A 15,525-nucleotide genomic window follows, 5' to 3' on the forward strand; every position below is an offset into this window, starting at 1 on the left:
GCCTCAGCCGTTGGCGCGGTAGAGGGCGTACTCGCCGTTCAAAGCGGAGTTGGCCTGCCAGATCAGGAAGAGGTTGCGCAGACCGGCCGGATCGATGCCCGCCGCCCGGACCGCCGAGCCCTCCGCCTCGGCGCCCCGGCCGGGCACCGCCGCCCAGGCGCCCGGGACGCGCCACAGCTCAGCACCGGTCGATGGGTCGTAGGCCCCGAGGATGTCTTCCTTGTCCGGGATGCCCGGGGTCGAGCCGCCGAGTTGGACGAGGATCGCCTTGTCGTCAGCGGTCCAGCCGACGGGGTTGATGCGGCATCTGTCGTTCACTTCCTTGGGCGGGATGGACAGCGAGGTGGCGCCGACCGTCGCCGTGCAGGCCTCGGAGTCGACGGTGACCACATCCATGCGGTCCGCCCCCGCCACGAGGGTCTTGCCGTCAGAATTGGGGTCCTGGAGGCTCGGGAGCCTCATGGATCCCTTGAGATCGATCTCGCCCCCCTGGATCCCCTCCTGGCCCGCCCGCTGGAGGATCTCCAGGAGGCGCTTGGGCGTCACGGGGCCGGAGAGCGCCCAGGAGCTCCGGCCGGGGTCGGTGGCGGTGCCGACACTGCTGCCGGCCGAGTCGTAGACCGTGCACGTGGTGCCGTCGCAGTGGTAGACGGTCTGCGGCCCGGCGTCGATGCCGATGCCCCCCGGCTGCGGATTGCTGCCGTCGAAGTCCGATGAGCTGCCCGACGAACTGTTCGCGATCTTCTTCCCGGTAGCCGAGTCGAGGACCACCGTCTGCTGCGACCACGAGTCGTAGGCCTCGATGAAGCCATCGCGGATGATCGCCTTCTGATACTCGCCGCGCACGGTCCACACCGTGTTCCCGGCACTGTCCAGGGCCATGAGGTTGCCTTCATAGCTTCCGCTGTGGACGATCGCCCGCGTCCCGTCCGAGCCCATGGGAGTCTGGTCCTTGGCCAGGGGGGAGGCGCTCTCCGTCGCCGTCCCGTCAGCAGCGAGGGACACCAGGACGGATGCGCTCGCACCGTTCCTCTGGCAGATCACCTGGCGCTCGGTCCAGAACGCGACCGCGCTGTTGCACTCCCCCGTCCAGACGGCCTCCTGGGAGGAGGAGGCCAGGTCGTAGAGGGAGAACGTGTTGAACTTCCCCACCCCACTGCCCTTGGCTAGCATCACCGATCCCTCGGGGGACAGCCGGAACTCCTCGTCGATGCCCGTGAGCTCCAGGACGGAATCGGCGCCGCTGCCCGCGGCGATGCCCGAGGTCCACCCCATGGCCGACCGCCCTTCGGTCCCCGCGCTGCGGAGCCACCACCACGCGCCGCCTGCGGCGAGCGAGAGGACGAGGAGGACGGCCAGACCGCCCAGCGCCATCCTGCGTCGCCGCCGCCTGCGGGGAGGGGCGGCGCCGTCGGCGACCAACCCCGGCGGGGAGTAGGCCGCGGCCGGCAGTGAGGGGCTCCCCGGGCCTCCCCCGGGCACCGCTCCGGACCACCCCTGGCCGGGGCCGGCAGCACCCACTCCGCCCGGCATGACGGCGGTGGTGGGCACGGTCCCGGCCGAGCTCATGAGCGTTGCCCGCTGCGCGCCGTCGGAAGCCGGCGAGCTCCCCATGGCGATCGTCGGCGCGGCCCGCCCGGCCTGGCCCGGGGACAGCCACGGGGCGGCCATGGTCGGGGGCGTGGAAGCGCTCGCGGCGAGGGTCTCCGCATGCCCCGCCGGATCCGATTCGGAAGGGCCGGATGCCGTGGTCGGGGTGGAGGCAGCTCCCCCGCCTCCAGCGGCGGGATCCATCGCCTCCTCCCAGCCGTAGGGCATGACCGAGGGCATGGTCGGGGGCGGGGAGGCGAGGGCCGCCGTGGCCGGCAGGCCCTGGAGCGCCGGGACCATCTGCTCCAGGCTCTCCGCGACCCGCTGCATCGTGGGGCGGAGGTCGGGGCGCTTGGCGAGCATGGAGGCGATGAGGTTCCACAGGTCGTCGGGGATGCCCGCGGGGCGGCCCGGGTCGCGCTGGGCGTGCTGGGCGAGCACCTGGACGGGCTGGCCCACATAGGGCGGGACTCCGCAGGCGAGCTCGTACAGGACGATGCCCAGGGCGTAGACGTCCGCGGCGGGGGCGGGCTGGGCGCCCGCAATCGTCTCCGGCGCCATGTAGAGGGGGGTTCCGACAGCGCCGGTTCCTGTGACCGTGGCCAGCGAATCGCAGATGCGCGCGATACCGAAGTCCGCGATCCTGGGGATCGGGGCGACGATGCCACCGTCGCCCCAGGTGGTCACCGCCGAGGGGGTCATCGTGGCGGCGGCATCGGAGGGCGCCTGGTCGGGCGACGGCCCGGCCGGGGAGGCGTGCCGCCCGCGGCGCGCATCGGCCTGCCAGTTCTCCAACAGGATGTTGGCTGGCTTGATGTCCCTGTGAACCACGCCGGCGGCGTGGACGGCGACGAGGCCCTCGGCGATCCGCGCGCCCAGGCGCGCCAGCGCGGCGGGCGGGAGGGGGCCGGTGGACATGATCGCCTCGCGCAGGTCAGGCCCCGGCACGTAATCCATGACGATCGCGAAGGTCGTGCCCTCGACCACCATGTCGCGCACGGCGATGACGTAGGGCGAGTGGACGCGCATGAGGGTGGCGCGCTCACGCACGAAGCGCTCGACGACGCTGGGGTCCTCGATGAGGTCGGCCCGCAGGACCTTGACCGCCAGAGGAGCGGAGTCGTCCGCCCTCTCGGTCCTGCTGGCGAGCCACACCTCCCCCTGGGCGCCGCGCCCGATCCGCTCATTGAGCACGTAGGAACTGCCGAGCGGACGCGGCTCATCGGGGGATGTCATCGAGGATCTCCGTGATCTGCGAGGCGAGGACTGGCACTGGGACCGAATCTACGTCAGGCTGCCGACCAATGGGGAGCCATTGGGGAGGAGTGGCGCCGAGGGGAACCAGCCGGGTTAGACTGCTGGCCCGTGAGCCGACAGATAACGACCTCGGATCCCCTGGTGTGGATCGACTGCGAGATGACCGGCCTCGACCTGGGCGCCGACGCGCTCATCGAGGTCGCGGTCATCGTGACGGATTACGAGCTGGTCCCACTGGGCGAGGGCATCGACGTGCTCATCAAGCCCCCGGCAGCCGCCCTGGAGCAGATGGGCGACTACGTGCGCTCCATGCACTCCTCCTCGGGCCTGCTCGATGAGCTCGATGGCGGGCTGAGCATGGCCGAGGCGCAGCGCGTGGTGCTCGACCACGTCCGCTCCCTCGTCCCCACCGCGCGCACGGCCCAGCTCGCGGGCAACTCGGTGGGCACGGACAAGGCCTTCCTCGCGCGCGACATGCCCGATCTCATCGACTACCTTCACTACCGGGTGGTGGATGTGTCCTCCATCAAGGAGCTGGCCAAGCGCTGGTTCCCCAGGACCTTCTTCCAGGCCCCCCAGAAGCAGGGCGGGCACCGCGCGCTCGCCGACATCCTGGAGTCCATCGACGAGTTGCGCTACTACCGCGCCGTGCTGTTTCCCGACGGCGAGGGCCCCTCCTCCGAGGAGTGCCGCGCGATCGCCTCCCGGATCCTGGCCAGCCCGACGACGGCGGCCGGCCGGGCCTGAGGGCGGCGCCGAGAAGCGCGCCGGAGCCGGACGGCGGTCGGGATGACAGCGCCGGGCGAGGGCGTGACGCAGTCCACGGCCCCTGGTTTGCCGGAGGTCTGAGCGAGCCGATACAGTACCGATTCGTCGCGGTCCCACTCATCGTGGGCGCTGCGCATGGTGGCTGTAGCTCAGTTGGCAGAGCGCTTGGTTGTGGTCCAGGAGGTCGCGGGTTCAAGCCCCGTCAGCCACCCCGCCAATGAGGTCCTCTCATCGGGGTGAGGTCACCCGTGCAGAGGCCTCGCGTTCACAGTAGCCTCGGGGAATGCAGACGATTTCCACCTCGCCACGACCCATCGTGGGCTGGAGCCTCATGGGGGTCGGCGCACTCCACACCCTTGTCGGCCTGTCATCCCAATGGCCGCTGATCGAGGCCTCTCTCGCCGAGGGCGGGATCGGGACCTGGGCGTCCAGCGCCGAGCGGGCGTCCGCCTACTGGTTCCTCGTGGCGGGGGCGGCCCTCCTCCTGCTGGGAGGAACCGTCGCCGCCCTCGAGCACCACCGGCGGGCGCTTCCATGGGGAGTCCTCGCGGGCCTGGCCGCCCTGACGATCGCGGGCATCATCACGATGCCCGCCTCAGGATTCTGGTTCCTGGCAGTCCCCCTGGCCCTGGGGCTCCTGCGCCACCGGGCGGGCCCACCCGTCAGCGCGGGCTGACACCGGCTCGGATCAGCCCCACGACATGCCCGTCGGTGAGGGCCTCCCACGTGGCCTCGACGATGTCCGTGCCCACTCCCACCGTGGACCAGGTGCGCTCGCCATCGGTGAGGTCGATGAGCACCCGGATGATCGCCCGCGTGCCGCGCTCGGCGTCGAGGATCCGCACCTTGTAGTCGGTCAGCTCGAATGTCCGGATCTCCGGGTAGACCTCCGCCAGCGCGTCGCACAGGGCCGCGTCGAGCGCGTTGACCGGGCCGTTGCCCTCCCCCAGCACCGCGAAGCGGCGCCCGCCCGCCCTCAGGCGCACCGTGGCCTCGGCCTGGGTGAGGGTCGAGCCGTCGACCGGCAGGAAGCGGTCGGACCCCAGCGGGGCGGCGCGCACCGAGGCCTGCCAGGACTCAACCCGGAAGTACTCGGGCAGCTCCCCCAGCGCGTGGCGCAGCAGCAGCTCGAAGGAGCCGTCCGCGGCGTCGTAGGCGTAGCCGACGGCCTCACGGGCCTTGACCGCTTCGGCCACACGGCCCAGCACGTCGTCATCACCGGAGGCGTCGATGCCCAGCTCGCGGGCCTTGAGCTCGATCGAGGCCCGCCCCGCCATCTCCGAGACGAGCATGCTCATCGTGTTGCCCACGCGCGCCGGGTCGATGTGCTGGTAGAGATCGGGATCGACGCGGATCGCCGAGGCGTGCAGGCCCGCCTTGTGGGCGAAGGCCCTGGCCCCCGCATAGGCCTGCCGGGTGGAGGGGGCGCGGTTGGCGATCTCCCCCACGGAGCGGGAGACCCGCGAGAGCTCGGCCAGGCGCCGAGCCCGCTCGGCCTCGTCGCCCGGGAGCGCGGTGAAGCGGGTCTTGAGCTCGAGGTTCGCGATGACGGTCAGCAGTTCGGCATTGCCCGTGCGCTCCCCCATGCCGTTGACGCAGCCCTGGACCTGGCGGGCGCCGGCCTCCACCGCCGCCATCGCCCCGGCCACGGCCAGTCCGGAGTCATCATGGGTGTGGATCCCGACGACGCAGTCGGGGTGCCCGGCGGCGTCCAGGGCCCGGCGCAGGCGGGCGATGGCGCAGGCGATGGCATCGGGGAGGGTGCCGCCATTGGTATCGCAGGCGATGACGGCACTGGCGCCGGCGCGGGCTGCGGCCAGGGCGGCCTCGATCCCGTAGGAGTGGCCATCGGCGTCCCTTCGCAGGCCGTCGAAGAAGTGCTCCAGGTCGATCATCGTCTCCCGACCCGCCCCCGCCAGCAGGGCCGTCGAATCGGCGACCATGCGCAGGTTCTCCTCGCACGTAGTGCGCAGGGCCCGCTCGACGTGCAGCGGATCGGACTTCGCCACGAGTGTGATCGCACCGGCCCCGCAGTCCAGGAGGGCGCGCAGGCCAGGATCCTCTGCGGCGGGGACGCCCGGTCGGCGGGTGGCGCCGAAGGCCACGAGCCTGGCGGTGGACAGCTCCAGTCCCCCCGCCCGCGCGAAGAGCTCGGTGTCCTTGGGGATGGCGCCGGGCCAGCCCGCCTCGATGTAGGCCGCGCCGAGCTCGTCGAGGAGGGCGATGACGGCGAGCTTGTCCCCCACGGTGAAGGAGACGCCCTGCTGCTGGGCGCCGTCGCGAAGCGTCGTGTCGTAGATGGCGATGGCGTCACCGCCGGCGGTCGGGGCCGCGCTACCGGGTCCCATGGCGCCTCCTTCATCGATCGTCGGCCGGCGGTTCGGCCACCAGGACGGCGATCAGTCGTGGCCAGTGCGGCATTTCAGCGGTCATCCTGTCATGAAAACGCGGTCAGCACCCCTGGCGGACCACGCGCCGACCACGGCGCGGCCACCGCCTCCCGCGAAAGGAGGAGCCTGTGATCTCCACCGGATCCACTCCGCGCGCAGCGCATATAGGGGATACTGGGGTGACGCCGCCTCAGGCGCCTCAGTGCTGATATAACGGCTGATATAACGCCTGACCTGTTGTATTCCCGCACTGGCTCCGCAGGCGCCGCACCCTTCCCCCTGAACGAAGGACTCTCCCTGTGCCTGAGCATGGCGCCGCCCCGACCGAGCCCGGGGCGCGGGCTGCCCGGCAGTCCGCGACGCCCCCATCACCGTCGGAGCCCCCGCCCCTGGAGGACGGGGCGGGGCCCCAGTGGCGGGAGAGGGAGATCGGCGGCTCGCGCCTGCACCTGCCCCACGGCGCGACAGCCGCCCTCGACTCCGCGATGTGGGGGCTGGCCGTGATGATCGTGGCCGCCCTCAGCCTGACGGCGGGGGGCGACGCCCGTCCCGAGGGCATGGGGGTCACGCTGACGGCACTGCTGGCGGTCGTCCTCCAGATCGTCGGCTACCTGGCCTTCCTGCGGGGCAGGGCGCGCTTCGCGACCATCGATGAGGTCCCCTCCGTCCTGCTGACCGACGTCATCATCGCCGTCGCCCTGTCCGCGGCCTCCGGGATCTCCGCCGGCCTCCTCCTGCCGATGCGCGACTCCATCCTCTCCGGCGGTGCCGCCCTCACTCTCCACCTGGCCTGCCGGTGGCTCTACCTGCGCGTGGTCGAGATGCGACATCGCCCGATCGGCAGGCGCGCCCGCCGCGCGATCGTCATGGGCGCCGGGCATGGCGGGGCGGCGGCCATCAGCCTCATGCAGGACGACCCCTCCTCGCCCTACACCCCCGTCGCCCTGCTCGACGACGACCCCGCCAAGCGGCACCTGAGGCTCTCCGGCGTGCGGGTGCTCGGCCCCTGGCGCTCCCTGGCGCAGGTGGCCCGGGAGACCAATGCCGACCTCGTCCTGCTGGCCGTGCCCTCCGCCAGGCCGGATCAGGTCGACGGCGTCGTGACCCGGGCGCGCGAGCTCGGCCTCGAGATACGAGTCATGCCCGGCACCGAGGAGCTCATGGGCCTGGCGCCCTCCCTCGCTCCCGCGCCGCCGAGCGCCGTCGCCCAGCGGGGCACCGGGATCTTCCGCCCCCTGGAGATCTCGGACCTGCTGGGGCGCCGGGCGATCGACACCGATGTCGACGCCATCGCCTCCTACCTGACTGGCGAGAGAATCCTCGTGACCGGCGCGGGTGGCTCCATCGGGGCGCAGCTGTGCCATGAGATCGCGAGGTACCGGCCCGAGCGGCTCATCCTCGTGGACAGGGACGAGTCCGCCCTGCACGCCGTCCAGCTGTCCCTCGACGGCGAGGCGATGCTCGACTCCCCCGACCTCATCCTCGGGGACCTGCGCACCCCCGGCTTCATCAGCGGCCTCTTCGACGAGGCTCGCCCGACGATCGTCTTCCACGCCGCCGCGCTCAAGCACCTCACCCTCACCGAGCGCTTCCCCGAGGAGGCCTTCCTGACCAACGTGGCCGCCACCCGTGACCTTCTCACGGCCGCGACCAGCCATGACGTGCGCCTGTTCATCAACATCTCCACCGATAAGGCGGCCGATCCCACCAGCGTGCTCGGCCACTCCAAGCGCATCGCCGAACGCCTGACCGCCGCCGTGGGGATGAGCCTGCCCGCCGAGCGGCGCTTCATCTCCGTGCGCTTCGGCAACGTCCTGGGCTCGCGCGGATCGGTGCTCCACACCTTCGCCTCCCAGCTGGAGCGCGGACTGCCCCTGACCGTCACGGATCCGCGCATGGAGCGCTTCTTCATGAGCATCAACGAGGCCTGCCAACTGGTCCTCCAGGCCGGGGCACTGGGGCACTCCGGCGAGGTCCTCGTCCTGGACATGGGCGAACCGCACAATATCGAGTCCCTGGCCAGGCGCTTCGCCTCCCTCATGGGCTATGACGAGCCGCGGGTGGCCTACACGAGGGTGCGGCCCGGGGAGAAGATGACGGAGTCGCTGTTCGGCGCCGGGGAGGTCGACCGCCGTCCCTGGCACCCGCTCATCTCGCACGTGGATGTCGCGGCGCTCGGGCTGGGGATCCTCCAGGACATCGATGATCTCCGTGTGCGCTCCGAATGGGGCCACCAGGGCGGGCTCGTGCGCAGGTGGATGACGGAGACGAGCGAGGCCCCCGCTCCCGGGGCACCGGTCGCGGGCCCCCGGGCGGCCGCCCCCGCGGACGGTCAGACCGGCGGCCCGGGCGTCAGGCCGGCCGCCCGACGGACGCGCGCGCGGGCGAGCGGGCAGACGACCGCCGCCCGCAGTGGGGCTCCGAGCTCCAGGGGCGCCGTCGAACGGGCAGGGGCCTCCGCATGATCCAGCAGGCCCTCTCGATCCCGCAGCCGCCCGGGGCCTGGGCCTGGGGCGTGACCGTCGGCGCGCTCACGGGCCTGTCGGCCGGGGCGGTCCTGACCGCCGCCATCATCCCGGTGCTGCGGCGGGCCGGCGTCATCGATGTCCCCGTGGGCCGCTCCCTCCACGCCGGGCCGGTGCCCCGCGGAGGCGGGGGAGCCCTGGTGCTGGCCGCGGTCATGGCCGTCGGGGCGGGCCTGGCCGGTGCCGTGGCAGGGGGGCCGATGGTCCGCTCCGGCAGGCTCATCGAGGTGGTGAGCGTGGGGCTCTCCGCGATCCTCGCACTGGCGATCCTGGGACTCGGCGACGACCTGTACACCCTGCCGATCAAGGGTCGCCTCATCGCCCAGGCGATCCTGGGCGCCGGGCTGGCCCTGCTCACGACGTCGATCACGGGGGCCCCGCCGTGGCTCGTGATCCCGCTGGGCGCGGGCGCCGTCGCCATGGTCAACGCCACGAACTTCATGGATGGCGCGAACGGGGTGGCCGCCGGGCACGCCCTCGTGACCGCGGCGTACTACGCGCATGTGGCCCTATCGGCGCGGATCCCAGGGCTGGCGCTCGTCATGGCCGGGCTCGGCGGGGCGGCCGCCGGGTTCCTGCCCTTCAACGCGCCCCGCGCGCGGGTCTTCCTGGGCGACTCCGGCTCCTACGCCCTCGGGGCGGCCTGGTCCTTCGGCGCGGCCCTCTGCCTGGCCTCCGGACTGCCACTGCTCGTCGCGGTGGCTCCACTGCTCGTCCTGGCCACCGACACCGGCCTGACTCTGTGGCGCCGCGCCCGCTCCGGGCAGCGCTGGTACGAGCCGCACCGCGAGCACGTCTACCAGCGGCTCGTCGCCGCCGGGTGGCCCCATTGGACGGTGGCGCTCCTCGTGAGCGCCTGTGCGGCGGCCTGCTCGGCGGTGGCGCTGGCCTCCTGGCAGGGACCGGGCGGGCACGTCGCGTGGGCGCCGGGCGTCATCGGGATGCTGGTGGTCCTGGCGTGCTACATGAGTCTGCCCTCGCTCGTGACCGCGGCGCGCCGCGAGCATCATGGGCGTCCCGGCCTCCGCAGCGGCGGGAGTGGTTCCGGCTCGCGGGCCACCGCCCCTGAGGGCGGTGGGGAGGAGTGAGGATCCTCCTGCTCTCCCACTACTGGGCGCCAGAGGCCGGCGCGCCGCAGAACCGCTGGCAGTGGCTGGCCCGGGGCCTGGTGGAGCGCGGTCATGACCTCGCTGTGCTCGCCCCCGCCCCGCACTACCCGGTCGGCGCCCTGCTCGATCCCTCCCCCCGGCTCGCCCCGGGCGCCGTCGCCCGCGATGGCAGTGGGGCGATGGTCCACCGCACCGCGTTCAGGCGCTATGGGACGGGGATCGGCGGGCGCGGCGCGGATCAGGGGCTCGCGGCCGCGGATGGGGCCCGCCTGGCCCTGGCGCGCTTCAGCGGGCGCCATCGCCCCGACGTCGTCATCGGCTCGGTCCCCGGACTGCCGACCCTGCCCGCCGCGCTGGCGGTTGGGCGCGCGCTGCGGCGCCCCGTCGTCGCAGAACTGCGCGACGCCTGGCCGGACATCCTCGACTCGAGCCGCCACTGGGCCGGGGCCCCGGGCGAGGCGGGCGCGGCCGGCAGCTCCGCCACCGCCGGCGGCGCCATCAGCGCCATCAGCGCCATCGGGGGCGCCGTCGGCGCCGCGCCGCGCCTGTCGCACCACCGCGCCGCGGGCCTCATCGCCCCGGCGGTGACCGCCCTGGAGCGGAGGGCCGACGCCGTTGTGGCCACCACGGAGTCCTTCGCCCAGGCGCTGCGTGAGCGGGGCATGAGAAGGGTGGAGGTTATCCGCAACAGCGCGGCCCCGTCGGACTGGGGGCTGCCCGCTCCCCCGCGGCGCAGGCACGGCGATGATGGGCGCCCGGAACTGCGCGTGGTGTACCTGGGCACGGTGGGGCGCAGCCAGGGACTGGCGGCGGCCGTGGAGGCGGCGGTCATCGCCGAGGCCCGGGGGACGCGCCTGAGGCTGAGGATCGTGGGCGACGGCGCGCAGGCGGCCCACATCCGCGCCACCGCCGAGCGGCTCGGCGCTCCGGTGGAGGTGCTGCCGCTGGTCGCTCCCGAGGCGGTGGCCGAGCACTACGCCTGGGCGGACACGGTCCTCGTGAGCCTCCAGGACTGGCCCGCCATGTCCATGACGGTCCCCTCCAAGCTCTACGAGGCCCTGGCCACCGGTCGCCACATCAGCGGCGCCGTCACCGGTGAGGCGGCCGACATCATCCGGTCCGCGAGCGCCGGGCTCGTGGTGCCCCCGCAGGACCCCCGGGCGCTGGCCGCCGCCTGGGGCGCTCTGGCGGCCGACCGCTCCGGCCTCACGGCGAGCGCCGGACCGCAGTGGCTCGCCCGGCACGCCGACCGGGGCGACCTGGTGGACGACTACGAGGCGCTGCTCACGGAGGTCGCCCATGGCTGAGAACCGAGCCCGCCGGTCGGTGCCTCCCGCCGCATCCCCCGCCCCGCGATCGGCCTCCCCTGCGGCCGCCCGGCTGCGCTCCATCGGCCTCCTGGTCGACACCGCCGCGCGGCACATGGCGGAGGACCCCCTCCTGCTGGCCCTGCAGAGCGCCCGCCGCCTGCCCCACGGGGCGCGCGCCGCCCTGGCCGGCGCGGTGGGCGTCGGCGCCGGTGATGGCTCGCTGCGCACCGCCCTCGCGTCCCTGCTCGCCGACCGCCCCGAGCGCGTGGTGGAGTCCCTCGCCCGGGCCCGCCCGAGCAGCGCCCTGGGGCGGCGGCTGGCGGCGGAGATCGCCGTGGCCGTGGGGCTGGCCGATCTCCTGCCCGGCGGGGCCGAGGCCGCCCCGGCGAGGATCCGGGCCCGGGACCTGTGGTCGCGGGGGCACCTGGATGAGGCGATCGGAGCACTCGATGCCGTCCTGACCGACTCCCCCTCCTCCCCGGGAGCGCGCCCCGTGCGCCCCCATCACTCGATCCGGGCCGCCAGGGCGCGCCTGTCGGCCGAGCTGGCGACGATGTCCCCCGGTTTCGCTCTGCCCCCCGTCCCCTCCCCCTCCTGGCGGGGCCCCCTGCGCTCGGGGGCGCCCCGGGTCCTGCACCTGCTGACCAACTCCGTACCGCACACCCAGTCGGGCTACGCCTTGCGCTCGCACCACCTCCTCCTCGCCCAGCGGCGGGCGGGCGAGGAGCTCCGGGCGGTCACCCGGATCGGGTACCCCGTGACGGTGGGGCGCCTGGGGGCGGCCCCGCGCGACGTCGTCGACGGCGTGGAGTACCACCGGCTCCTGCCCTCCCGGCTCGCGCCCACGCCCGCGGCGCGCCTGGCGCAGACGGCCCGGCTGCTGGCCCGGGAGGTGGCCGTCTTCCGCCCCGAGGTGCTGCACACGACCACGAACTACGCCAACGCCCTCGTGGTGTCCGCCGTGGCGCGCGGCCACGGCCTGCCCTGGGTCTACGAGATGCGCGGGATGCTGGAGTACACGTGGGTGGCCTCCCGGCCCCCGGAGCAGCAGGCCGAGGCCCTGGCGTCCCAGCGATTCGCGCTGCTGCGCGCCAAGGAGGCCGAGATGGCCCGGAGCGCCGACGCCGTCGTCGTCCTGTCGTCGCTCCAGCGCGATGACCTCGTGGCCCGGGGTGTGCCCGCCGAGCGGATCACGGTCATCCCCAACGCCGTGGAGGGGGAGGTCCTGGCCGCCGAGCCCCGCTCCCCCGCCGAGGCGCGCGCCCGCCTGGGCCTGCCCACCGGGGGATTCTGGGTGGGGAGCGTCTCCTCCCTGGTGGACTACGAGGGATTCGACGTCCTCCTGCGCGCCGTCGCCATCGCACGGGGCCGGGGCGTGGACGCGCGCTGCGCGATCGTCGGCGACGGCGTGAGCCGGCCCGGGCTGCTCGCCCTGGCCCAGGAGCTGGACCTGCTGGGCCCGGGGCAGGAGGCCTGCGTCCTGCCCGGCCGCGTCCCGGCGGGCGAGGCCCTGGGCTGGTACCAGGCGCTCGACGCCTTCTGCGCGCCCCGGCGGGACACGCCGGTGTGCCGGATGGTCACACCGCTGAAGCCGCTGACGGCGCAGGCGCTCGGACGCCCGGTGATCGCCTCGGACCTGCCCGCGCTCGTGGAGGTCACCCGGGGCGGCGGCCTCCTCTTCCCCGCGGGGGATGCCGGCGCGCTGGCGGCGCGGATCGGGCTGCTCGCCCGGGCCGGGGCCGACGATGCGTCGGCGCGAGCGGCCCACATCACGCCGTCGGCCGGGAGCAGCCTGCCCACCTGGGAGGAGAATGGGGGCGCCGTCCGCACGATTCATGAGGAGGTGCGATGAGTATCAGTCCTCCGGCGCCCTGGCTCGAGAGGTCGGATATGACGGGGCTGAGGCCCGTCGGCAAGCGCCCGCCCCTGCCGGCGTACATCCGCCAGACCTGGCGGCGCCGTCATTTCATCTGGGCCGACGCCCGTGCCCGCGCCCTGGGGACCCAGCGGGGGACCCTCCTGGGCAATATCTGGCTCATCGTCAAGCCGATGCTCGACGCCCTCGTGTTCTTCGCGGTCTTCGGACTGCTGCTGGAGACGAACAGGAGCATCGACAACTTCGTGGGCTACCTGCTGGTGGGGGTCACCATGTTCCCCACGCTCCAGCGGGCGATCACTGGCGGGGGGCAGGTGATGAGCGCGGGGAGGAACCTCATCCGCTCCTTCTCCTTCCCGCGGGTCGCCCTGCCGATCTCCTTCATGATCCGAGGTGCCCTGGACACGCTGCCGCCGTTGGCCGCGCTGCTGATCATCGTCATGATCCTGCCGCCGCATGCCTGGCCCTCATGGCACTGGATCCTCATCGTGCCGATCTTCGCCCTGCAGAACCTCTTCGCCCTGGGCCTGGCGCTCTTCACCTCCAGGATCACGGCGCAGCTGCCGGACATGCGCAACGTGTGGCCCTTCGTGGCGCAGTTCTGGTACTTCGGCTCGGGGGTGTTCTTCTCCTTCGACAAGATGATGCACCGGCCCGCCGCCAGGTTCGTCGTCGACTGGAACCCCGGCTACAAGCTGCTGACCATGTACCGCGACGTCATCCTCTACCAGCGGGTGCCACCGGGGCGCGACTGGGCGGTCATGGGACTGTGGGTGCTCGTCACCGTGGGCGTCGGGTACGTCTTCTTCTGGGCGAGGGAGGAGTCCTATGGCGTCGAGCGCTGAGCCCCTCCCCTCCCGCGGGGCGCCCTCCGCCGGCATGCCCGCGGCCTCACCCGTGACCGTCGTCGTCGACGACCTCCATGTGCGCTACCGGGCGCCCTCGGCGGACGCCTCGGCCATGCGCGCCCTCAGTCCCTCCCGCCGGATCGCGATGAGGGCCCTCGGGCAGCGCCCGCGCGTGACCGTGGACGCGCTCAAGGGGGTCTCCTTCGTGGCGCGGGCCGGCGAGTCCCTGGGGATCCTGGGGCGCAACGGCTCGGGGAAGTCCACCCTGCTGCGCATCGTGGCGGGCCTGGAGACGCCGCGCTCCGGGAGGGTCCTGGCGCGCTCCACGCCCGTGCTCCTGGGCGTCAACGCCGCCCTCGTGCCGGACCTGCCCGGGGAGCGCAATGTCATCCTCGGCTGCCTGGCCATGGGGATGACGCCGGAGCAGGCCCGCGCCGCCCTGCCGGGGATCGTCGCCCTGGCGGGCATCGGCGAGGCGATCTACCGGCCCATGAGCACCTACTCCTCGGGGATGGCCTCGCGGCTGCGCTTCGCGATCGCCGTGTCCGCCAGCCCGGACATCCTGCTCATCGACGAGGCCCTGTCCACCGGCGACGCCGCTTTCAAGGAGCGCAGCGAGAGCCGGATGGCCGAGCTGCGCGCGGGGGCGGGCACGGTCTTCATCGTCAGCCACGCCGCCCAGACCATCGAGGAGATGTGCACGCGCGCCATCTGGCTCATGGACGGCCGGCTCATCGGCGATGGGCCCGGCCCGGAGATCGCCCACGACTACCGCTGGTGGTCCTGGAACGTGGCCAAGGGGGAGCACGCCGTCGCGGAGGAGATCCTGGCGCGCTGCCGGCGCAAGTGGGCGCCCCGCGCCGCTTCCGCCCCCGCGAGTCCCTCGGCGCCCGGCCCCGCCGGTGACGGTAGGATGAGCGGGCCGGCGGTCCCCGCGCCCGCCTCCTCCCCGGCATCCCCCCGCGCCGCGCGCCGCATCGGCGTCTACGCGCCCCGTCACCGTAAGGACGCCTCCCAGTGACCGCCCCCGCCCCCGCTCGATCCCTGGCGATCCTCGGATCCTGCGTGGGCAGGGACTCCGCCGCGGTGCTCCAGGAGCGGGGCTGGCGGGTGGCCCGCTACGTCGCCAGGCAGTCCATCATCTCCACGGGCAATGCCGTGGACGTGCGCGCCATCGACGCCGACGCGCTGGAGAGCGCCTTCGCGCGGCGCTGCTTCGCCTCCGACGCCGCCGGCGACGCCGAGGCCCAGCTGGCGGGCCTGGCGGCGACCACGGACGTGCTGCTGTGGGACCTCACCGATGAGCGCCTCGGCGTCATCGAGGCTTCCCCCGGGCACTGGCTCACCCGTTCCACGGAGGGCCTGACGGCGAGTCTGCGCCTGGGCCGGGACTTCTACGGGCCGCTGGGCGGGCGCCTCGTCGAGCTGGGCACCGACGAGCACCAGGAGCTCTTCGCCGCCGCCCTGCCGCGCCTCGGGGCCATGCTCGAGCGGGTCGGCCTGCTGGAGCGGACGATCCTCCTCCAGGCGCCCTGGGCCGCGCGCACCGCGCAGGGGCGCTCCACCGTGCGCAGTTGGGGCATGAGCGCGCTGGGGGCCAACTGGGCGATGATCGATTACTACGAGCGGGCGCACGAGTTGGGCACGCGCGTGCTCCAGGTGCCCGATGAGCTCGTCGTGGCCGATGACGCCCACCGCTGGGGGGCGGCCCCCTTCCACTACATCGGCGCCTTCTACGACTGGGTGGCCGACGGCGTCGAGGCCTTCGCGGCGCGCGGCTGAGGGATCGACGGGGCGGCCCCGGCGCTGGCCGGGCCCCGTCCCCCATGCCCAGGGCGCCTCGGGACGGTCC

General features: G+C 73.6%; 11 protein-coding genes and 1 tRNA gene. 10 read left to right on the forward strand and 2 right to left on the reverse strand.

The genetic code is table 11. The features are described 5' to 3' along the window. Positions 1-3: 3 nt before the first annotated feature. Positions 4-2,826 carry a serine/threonine-protein kinase gene (locus B1H55_RS01590; protein WP_077239955.1) on the reverse strand — a complete coding sequence of 941 codons (2,823 nt, stop codon included), beginning with the start codon at positions 2,824-2,826 and terminating at the stop codon, positions 4-6. A gap of 141 nt (positions 2,827-2,967) precedes the next feature. On the opposite strand from B1H55_RS01590, the gene orn reads away from it, so the two are divergent. From orn to B1H55_RS01605, 3 genes are all read left to right on the forward strand, one after another. Further along, positions 2,968-3,594, forward strand: coding sequence for an oligoribonuclease (orn, locus tag B1H55_RS01595; RefSeq protein WP_073452444.1), 627 nt, complete (start codon positions 2,968-2,970; stop codon positions 3,592-3,594). 159 nt (positions 3,595-3,753) lie between these two features. Continuing rightward, positions 3,754-3,826, forward strand: a tRNA-His gene (locus B1H55_RS01600). A 72-nt stretch (positions 3,827-3,898) separates the two neighbouring features. Then, positions 3,899-4,291, forward strand: a complete 393-nt coding sequence (locus tag B1H55_RS01605; RefSeq protein ID WP_231952570.1) for a DUF6463 family protein — start codon at positions 3,899-3,901, stop codon at positions 4,289-4,291. Here B1H55_RS01605 and cimA read toward each other — a convergent pair. Next, positions 4,278-5,963, reverse strand: coding sequence for a citramalate synthase (cimA, locus tag B1H55_RS01610; protein WP_077239953.1), 1,686 nt, complete (start codon positions 5,961-5,963; stop codon positions 4,278-4,280). The two genes, B1H55_RS01605 and cimA, sit on opposite strands and share 14 nt — an antisense overlap. A 341-nt stretch (positions 5,964-6,304) precedes the next feature. Here cimA and B1H55_RS01615 point away from each other — a divergent pair, with 341 nt between their 5' ends. The 7 genes from B1H55_RS01615 to B1H55_RS01645 are packed head-to-tail and all read left to right on the forward strand — an operon-like array spanning position 6,305 to position 15,455. After that, positions 6,305-8,470 (forward strand): polysaccharide biosynthesis protein, encoded by a 2,166-nt coding sequence (locus B1H55_RS01615; protein ID WP_073452350.1) that lies wholly within the window; start codon positions 6,305-6,307, stop codon positions 8,468-8,470. After that, on the forward strand, positions 8,467-9,618 hold the full coding sequence (locus tag B1H55_RS01620) for a glycosyltransferase family 4 protein (RefSeq protein ID WP_073452352.1): 1,152 nt from the start codon (positions 8,467-8,469) through the stop codon (positions 9,616-9,618). Before B1H55_RS01615 ends, B1H55_RS01620 begins: the two co-directional genes overlap by 4 nt. Continuing rightward, on the forward strand, positions 9,615-10,946 hold the full coding sequence (locus B1H55_RS01625; protein WP_080461531.1) for a glycosyltransferase family 4 protein: 1,332 nt from the start codon (positions 9,615-9,617) through the stop codon (positions 10,944-10,946). The genes B1H55_RS01620 and B1H55_RS01625 overlap by 4 nt, the downstream gene beginning before the upstream one ends. Further along, a complete protein-coding gene (locus tag B1H55_RS01630) occupies positions 10,939-12,801 on the forward strand; it encodes a glycosyltransferase (RefSeq protein ID WP_080461532.1) in 1,863 nt (620 codons plus the stop codon). The genes B1H55_RS01625 and B1H55_RS01630 overlap by 8 nt, the downstream gene beginning before the upstream one ends. After that, positions 12,798-13,670, forward strand: a complete 873-nt coding sequence (locus B1H55_RS01635) for an ABC transporter permease (RefSeq protein WP_073452354.1) — start codon at positions 12,798-12,800, stop codon at positions 13,668-13,670. The genes B1H55_RS01630 and B1H55_RS01635 overlap by 4 nt, the downstream gene beginning before the upstream one ends. After that, on the forward strand, positions 13,654-14,694 hold the full coding sequence (locus tag B1H55_RS01640; RefSeq protein ID WP_073452356.1) for an ABC transporter ATP-binding protein: 1,041 nt from the start codon (positions 13,654-13,656) through the stop codon (positions 14,692-14,694). The genes B1H55_RS01635 and B1H55_RS01640 overlap by 17 nt, the downstream gene beginning before the upstream one ends. Beyond that, positions 14,691-15,455: a DUF6270 domain-containing protein gene (locus tag B1H55_RS01645; RefSeq protein ID WP_080461533.1), complete on the forward strand. Its 765-nt coding sequence runs from the start codon at positions 14,691-14,693 to the stop codon at positions 15,453-15,455. Before B1H55_RS01640 ends, B1H55_RS01645 begins: the two co-directional genes overlap by 4 nt. Positions 15,456-15,525: the final 70 nt, after the last annotated feature.

The sequence above is a fragment of the Actinomyces denticolens genome (genome assembly GCF_002072185.1).
Lineage (GTDB): Bacteria > Actinomycetota > Actinomycetes > Actinomycetales > Actinomycetaceae > Actinomyces > Actinomyces denticolens.

What these genes read in the sequence shown, in the direction of transcription:
- B1H55_RS01590 (WP_077239955.1), bottom strand. Translation starts at nt 2,826, where the DNA reads ATGACATCCCCCGATGAGCCGCGTCCGCTCGGCAGTTCCTACGTGCTC.
- B1H55_RS01605 (WP_231952570.1), top strand. Translation starts at nt 3,899, where the DNA reads ATGCAGACGATTTCCACCTCGCCACGACCCATCGTGGGCTGGAGCCTC.
- cimA (WP_077239953.1), bottom strand. Translation starts at nt 5,963, where the DNA reads ATGGGACCCGGTAGCGCGGCCCCGACCGCCGGCGGTGACGCCATCGCC.
- B1H55_RS01620 (WP_073452352.1), top strand. Translation starts at nt 8,467, where the DNA reads ATGATCCAGCAGGCCCTCTCGATCCCGCAGCCGCCCGGGGCCTGGGCC.
- B1H55_RS01630 (WP_080461532.1), top strand. Translation starts at nt 10,939, where the DNA reads ATGGCTGAGAACCGAGCCCGCCGGTCGGTGCCTCCCGCCGCATCCCCC.
- B1H55_RS01635 (WP_073452354.1), top strand. Translation starts at nt 12,798, where the DNA reads ATGAGTATCAGTCCTCCGGCGCCCTGGCTCGAGAGGTCGGATATGACG.
- B1H55_RS01640 (WP_073452356.1), top strand. Translation starts at nt 13,654, where the DNA reads ATGGCGTCGAGCGCTGAGCCCCTCCCCTCCCGCGGGGCGCCCTCCGCC.